This is a genomic window from Parasynechococcus sp. (genome assembly GCF_042954245.1).
In the GTDB taxonomy this organism is placed as follows: Bacteria; Cyanobacteriota; Cyanobacteriia; order PCC-6307; family Cyanobiaceae; genus Parasynechococcus.
The window spans coordinates 1-6,057 of the sequence record NZ_JBGKDP010000251.1 but is presented as its reverse complement, the minus strand read 5'-3'; the positions used below and the strand labels follow the sequence as shown (position 1 = coordinate 6,057).

The following is a 6,057-nucleotide window of genomic DNA, read 5'->3' as shown; positions in this document are numbered from 1 at the left end:
GGCTGTTGATCAGTTGCATGGCTCTGATCTTGGGGGCACCGCTGACGGTTCCGGCGGGGACGGCGGCCATCAGCAGGTCGAGCACATCGTGCTCTGGGGACAGTCGACCTTCCACCTGACTGACGATGTGCATCACATGGGAGTACCGCTCGATCACCATCAGGTCCTTGACTTCGACACTCCCTGGCTGGCAGACCCGACCCAGGTCATTGCGACCGAGGTCCACGAGCATGACGTGCTCAGCACGCTCCTTGGGGTCTGCGAGTAAATCCGCTTCCAGCTCCCGATCTTCCAGGGGTGTTCGTCCACGGGGACGTGTCCCCGCAATCGGCCGCAGACTGGCGCGAATCCCATCCGCCGCAGGTTCCGCCTGCACCATCACCTCTGGGCTGGATCCGATCAGCTGCCAGTCGCCGAAGTCGTAGAACGCCATGTAAGGAGATGGGTTCACCATCCGCAGACTTCGGTAGAGCTCAAGGGGTTTCTGGGGCACATCAGCCTCCAGCCGTTGGCTGAGCACCAGCTGGAACACATCTCCGGCTGCGATGTGTTCACGGGCTGTTTCCACGGCTGTCTCAAAGTTCTCCTGGCTGCGGTTGCTCTGGACCGATGGCAGGTCACCGGCATCGGCAGACCAGGTGAGCGGTTCAATGGGTGGAAGCGGAGCTGTCATGCGCTCCCGCAGGGTCTGGATCCTGGTGATCGCGTCCTCCCAGGCGGCTTCGGGATCCTCGCCATTGCTGAGGTCGGCGTAGGCCACCGCCGTGATGATCCGCTTGACCTGATCAAAAATCAGGATGCAATCCATCAGCATCCATATGCCGTCGGGCGGAGCATCGGCGGCACTGTCATGGACCCCAACGCTGGGCTCGATCCAACGGATGAGCTCATAGCCCCACATGCCATAGAGCTGCCCAAGGGGTGGGAGACCCGGAAGGGAGGCACAGCGGTAGGGGGCCAGCAGAGCCCGAAGCCCATCGAAAGGATTGCCCACCGTCTGATCACGGCGTCCATCGCGCCACTCACGCATCAGAACGTCATCACGCGCTGAGGCCGTCCACAGCGGATCACAGGCGACAACACTCCAGCGTCCAAGGGTTTCACCACCCTCAACCGATTCCAGGAGGACACCGGGAGGCCGATTGGCTCCGACCTTGATCCAGGTTGTGAGCGGTGTCTCAAGATCCGCTGGCCAGCTCTGGGCCAGAGGAATCAGATTGAAACCGTTGGCGGCTGCCTGCCGAAAGGAGGCGCGATCAGGACTGAGCATGCGCGCATCTTGGCAGCGTCACCGACAGCCTCGGGCCATCGGTGACGTTTGCCTGAATGAATCAGGCGTCGAAGGTATTGCGGCCGCTGAACTTGATGTTGGCCGGGTTGACGTTTTGGCCAATGCGACGGGGGTTGTGGCCTACCATGGAACGCCCTTCATTCACCTTCTCGGAGAACACGCCATCCTTAGGATGCAAAAACTCGGTATCACCACCGGGGTAGATCCGGTAGATCTTGTAGTCCTCGATCCGGGGCTTGAATTTCGTGCGCAGCTGGGTACCGAGGGCGAGGCACTGTTCCTTGCGAGAGAAATACATCAGGTTTTCGCCTGAATTCATCAGAGCGGCGCCACCGGTGGGCAGTTCAAAGGCCTGCTCTGTCTTGCTGGTCCAGGTGATTGCGTATTTCTCTTCAGTCTCCGCTGAATTCAGAAGGCCGCCAGTGCTGGCGATGTGCTGGGGAAGTTGACCGTTTAACGCCGTTGCTGCCATGGCTGAAAGAATCTACAAGAGCCGTTATGGCCGGAAAGTAGCACCGCCATTGGGGCCCGTTTTGACCTCCGAAAGCAAGCTTCACACCCGTCAACAAACCAATCACTCTCCGGGGGTGTGCACCGGAAAAAAAACGGTGATGTCGCGGTCGCGCTTGGGCTGATAGCGGCCCCCAAGGCTGGCCATCATCTGGCGGGTTGCATCCTGACTTAACTGCAGGCTTCCGGTGCTGGGATCCCAGCTCAGGACGGTTCCCACGTCCTCGCGCTGGGGAGCCGGGCCGGCCTCCGCGGCCTGGCTCCTGTCGGGATGCTCCACATGCAGTTGAAGCTTCACCCGCGGACCCGCTGCCTGGAGGTGAAGGGTGAGCTGACTGTCGGAGGGGAGCCCCCTGGTGCTGCGGTCGATCAGACCCCCCAGCATCGGTTCCAGCCGCTGGGAGTCACTGAGGATTGCCGGCAGGTCAGCGGTGAGATCCAGCTGTAGGGCGATCCCGCGACGATCCAGTTGCTCCGTCCAGCTGGGCGCAAGGGCGCTCAGCATGGCCTGCAAATCCGTGCGGGCCAGATTGGCTTCATTGGGTTCCCGTTGCAGTTCAGCGGCATGGAAGATCAGGCCAAATCGGTCGATCTGCTCGCTGCATTCCACATCGATCTGCCGCAAGCGATTCACAACGACATCAGCCAGATCTTTCCGCCGCAGCAGAGAGCGGATCAGTGTTCTGATCGTGGCTAAAGGGGTTCGCACTTCATGGGTGATCGCTTCCAGCAAATTCAGATCTCCATGGCTGGGAGCTTCCGGTGGGTGCTCAGCCTGGATGGGTTGCAGCATCAGCCCAGGGGCTGTGCCGGTGAGCCGCTCGGTGAGACTGGGCCAGAACTGTTCTGACCAGGCTGCATTGCTCTGCAGGGAGCCGATCGATTCGAGCGCTTTGCGCAGCTGCTCGGCCTGCGCTGGTGACTGGTGCTCTAGCCGCCCCCCCAGCTGAACCAGAACAGCACTGAGCGTTGCCGGGTCGCATCGCATCAGTAGCTGACGCTTCTGGGCTGGTCCATGCAAGGCAAGGGCCACCTGGACCTCGGGCGTGATCACCAGCAGCAGTGGGTCATCCCCGTCATCGGAGCGCAGGGACAAGCGTTGGAATCCCCGCAGGGAGCCGTGCTCATTGCTGCTGGACCGTCCCGGCAGTGCCGTTGGATGTGGACTCAGTTGATCCAGTTGATCTGGAGCCCACACCCATCCCTGCAGATGTTTCAGCAACTCCGGTTCGTAGAGTGCCGGCAGGGGGGCAGCCAGCCAGATTCCGCGTTCAATGCCGCGCTCGAGTAGGTCCTGTTGCAGGGTTTCCAGAGCAGCCCACCAAAGCCGCCGGACACCAATCTCATCGCAGCGGCCCTGTGGCGCGTCCTGCGCCAGCCGTTGCCGCAGGTCGGTGAAGGATGGCCCGGTCAACGGAGTTGCGCCAAGGAGCGACGGCTTTGCCGGACCACCGACAGGCAGAGGCCGAGCGCGATGAAGTTCACCACCATGGCTGAACGCCCATAACTGAGGAAGGGCAAGGGGATCCCTGTGACGGGGCCCAGGCCGATGGTCATGAAGATGTTGACCACCACCTGGAACATCAGCATCGTGCCGATCCCGATCACCACGAGTGATTCGAAGTCGGTTCGGGCATTGCGCGCGATCTGGAGCAGCCGTGCCATCAAGGCTGCAAAGCCAAGAACCACCAGAAGACAGCCAACAAAACCGGTTTCCTCGCCCAGGGCGCTGAAGATGAAATCGGTGTGCTGTTCAGGAATGAAACGAAGTTTGGTCAGTTGGCCTTGAAGAAGACCTGTACCCAAGACGCCGCCTGAACCAATCCCCACGGTACTCTGGAGAAGGTGATAGCCCCCTCCCAATGGATCCTGACTGGGGTCGAGGAACAGCACCAAACGGTCCCTTTGATAGTCCTTCAGGCCATGCATCCAGAGCCATGGCGTCACAGCAGCCATGGCGCCATGGAAGGCTAGGGTCCCTGTTGCCGCCAGCCGTTTCCAGGGCAGAGAGCGGTAAGCAAGAACCACCATCAGCGGGATCCAGAGGCCCATGGACCAGGGGAGAAGGCCTGAGAGCAGGGCTGTCACCAGCGGTGACAACAACAGAATCACCCACTCGATCGGCATCCCCGACCAATAGAGCATCGTGAGCATCAGGGCGCCGAACACAAGCGATGTGCCGAGATCAGGCTGGATGAACACCAGCAGCCAAGGCACCGCAATCACCCCGAGCGGGCGCATCAGATCAATCGGTCGTTCCACCGGGTGTCGCGACAACACCACTGCCACGAGCAGGATCACCGTGATCTTGGCGAATTCCGATGGCTGAACATGAACCCCGCCAATGCTGATCCAGCGTTGGGCGCCCAGCGCTGTGGTTCCAATCACGCGCACTGCCACGAGGCTGATCACTGTGAGGGCATAGACGGGAACCAAAAGAGGCCGGAGACGCTGCAGCGGCAGTCGTTCCAATCCCAGCGCTAGCAGCACTCCGAAGGCCGCGGTGATCCAGTGGTGATACCAGTCGGCATAGTCCACCTGGCGTTGGGTGCTGGCGATCAGCACCCCGGCGATGGTGATCATCCCGAGCGGAATACCCCAGAGCACCCACTCCCGGTGCGATCTGCGGCGGTCACGTTGGCTGAACATCGTCAGACGGGCTGGGTGACGGCCTTAAGCACGGCTTCAGCGAGGCCTTTGAACTCGGCGGAGCTGGCAGAGTCGCTGCGGTTGATCACGATCGGTCGTCCCGTGTCACCACCTTCCTGCACAGGCATTTCCATGGGGATCTGAGCCAGTAGGGGAACGTCGTAGTCCGCGGCAAGTTGGGCGCCGCCGCCACTACCGAAGAGGGCATAGCGGCAGTCGGGACGGTCCGGAGGAATGAAGGCGCTCATGTTCTCCACCACGCCGAGGACCGAAATGCCCATCTGCCGGAACATGGCGAGACCCCGTCGCGCATCCTGCAGAGACACCTGTTGTGGGGTAGTCACGATCACAACGCCGGCCATAGGCACCGCCTGGGCCAGGGAGAGCTGTGCATCACCGGTGCCCGGCGGCAGGTCAACGATGAGAACGTCCCGCTCACCCCATTCGGCCTGATACAGGAACTGTCGAATGATGCCGTTAAGCATCGGGCCGCGCCAGATCACAGGTTGGTGATCGTCGATCAGCAGACCCATCGACACTATGGCGATGCCGCAGGTCTCGATCGGGACAATCCGCTGCTGATCGTCGCTGCCCTGCACCTCCGGCGTTTGGTCAGCGACGCCTAACATGGTGGGCGCGTTCGGCCCGTAGATATCGGCGTCCAGGAGTCCCACCCGTAGCCCGGTCTGGGCGAGGGCGCAGGCCAGATTGACGGCGACGGTGCTTTTGCCGACACCGCCCTTGCCGCTACTTACCGCAATCACCTGGCGGACACCGGGGATCGCCTGGCGTTCCGCTGGCTGACCATGGCCGGCTTGGCCGATACCTCCCTGGCTTGGCGGTTGGCCGATCTCGATTTGCACGTCGTCAATGCCATCGAGCGCCATCAGAGCGCCCCGTGCTTCGGCCACGATGCGGTCACGCTGGCTTTGGGCGAAGCCCGGAAGGCTGAGGCGAAATACAGCCCGCGGCGGACTGATGCGGATCTGTTCGATCCAGCCGAGCTCCAGGGCCGTTTTGCCACTGCCGGCATCTTTGACTTGCTGGAGGGCTTGGTTGGCCTGCTCGACCGGGGTCATTCTTTTCATCAAGGCAAGTCGGATCCTAGGGGCGCCGCCCGTGACAGTCCCTGACGGATGCTTGTCCAGGCCTGGGGTGACCTGGTTAGGTTTCGATGTCTTCAGTCTCTGACACATGGTCCGCTCCCTGATTCGCCGCGTCCTCGGACGCCAGGACGTGGGTGTCAGCAATGCTCCCCTTGAGCTACCCCCCAGTGATTCCAGAGAGCGGGCCCGCGCGATGGTGATGGGGCTGCAGGACGAAATCTGTGCGGGCCTGGAAGCGCTCGACGGTGAAGGCCGCTTCGTTGAAGAGAGTTGGGTCAGGCCTGAAGGGGGTGGGGGGCGCTCCCGGGTGATGCGTGAGGGCCGCGTCTTTGAACAGGGCGGCGTGAATTTCTCCGAGGTTCAAGGGGAAGAACTGCCCCCGTCGATCCTCAAGCAGCGTCCGGAGGCCAAGGGGCATCCCTGGTTCGCCACGGGAACATCGATGGTGCTGCATCCGCGCAACCCCTACATCCCGACAGTTCACCTCAATTACCGTTACTT

At 61.7% G+C, this 6,057-nt stretch carries 6 protein-coding genes; 1 reads left to right on the top strand and 5 read right to left on the bottom strand.

Translation table 11 applies throughout. The annotated features are described in order from the left end of the window. From ACGVJ8_RS11565 to ACGVJ8_RS11545, 5 genes are all read right to left on the bottom strand, one after another. On the bottom strand, window positions 1–1,270 hold a 1,270-nt coding region (locus tag ACGVJ8_RS11565), incomplete at its 3' end, for an anthranilate synthase component I family protein (protein ID WP_392348252.1). Window positions 1,271–1,331: 61 nt separating this feature from the next. Then, the gene (locus ACGVJ8_RS11560; RefSeq protein WP_392348250.1) at window positions 1,332–1,763 is read right to left on the bottom strand and encodes a photosystem I reaction center subunit II PsaD; all 432 of its coding nucleotides are present in this window, start codon (window positions 1,761–1,763) and stop codon (window positions 1,332–1,334) included. Window positions 1,764–1,865: 102 nt separating this feature from the next. Further along, on the bottom strand, window positions 1,866–3,215 hold the full coding sequence (locus tag ACGVJ8_RS11555; RefSeq protein ID WP_392348248.1) for a sensor histidine kinase: 1,350 nt from the start codon (window positions 3,213–3,215) through the stop codon (window positions 1,866–1,868). Then, complete coding sequence (rodA, locus tag ACGVJ8_RS11550; RefSeq protein WP_392348246.1) at window positions 3,212–4,450, bottom strand: rod shape-determining protein RodA; 1,239 nt, start codon at window positions 4,448–4,450, stop codon at window positions 3,212–3,214. The genes ACGVJ8_RS11555 and rodA overlap by 4 nt, the downstream gene beginning before the upstream one ends. 2 nt (window positions 4,451–4,452) lie before the next feature. Beyond that, on the bottom strand, window positions 4,453–5,529 hold the full coding sequence (locus ACGVJ8_RS11545) for a P-loop NTPase (RefSeq protein ID WP_392348244.1): 1,077 nt from the start codon (window positions 5,527–5,529) through the stop codon (window positions 4,453–4,455). 115 nt (window positions 5,530–5,644) lie between these two features. Here ACGVJ8_RS11545 and ACGVJ8_RS11540 point away from each other — a divergent pair. After that, on the top strand, window positions 5,645–6,057 hold a 413-nt coding region (locus ACGVJ8_RS11540; protein WP_392348242.1), incomplete at its 3' end, for a coproporphyrinogen III oxidase.

Coding starts and splice junctions, on each gene's coding strand:
- ACGVJ8_RS11545 (WP_392348244.1), bottom strand. CDS start 5,529: ATGACCCCGGTCGAGCAGGCCAACCAAGCCCTCCAGCAAGTCAAAGAT.
- rodA (WP_392348246.1), bottom strand. CDS start 4,450: ATGTTCAGCCAACGTGACCGCCGCAGATCGCACCGGGAGTGGGTGCTC.
- ACGVJ8_RS11560 (WP_392348250.1), bottom strand. CDS start 1,763: ATGGCAGCAACGGCGTTAAACGGTCAACTTCCCCAGCACATCGCCAGC.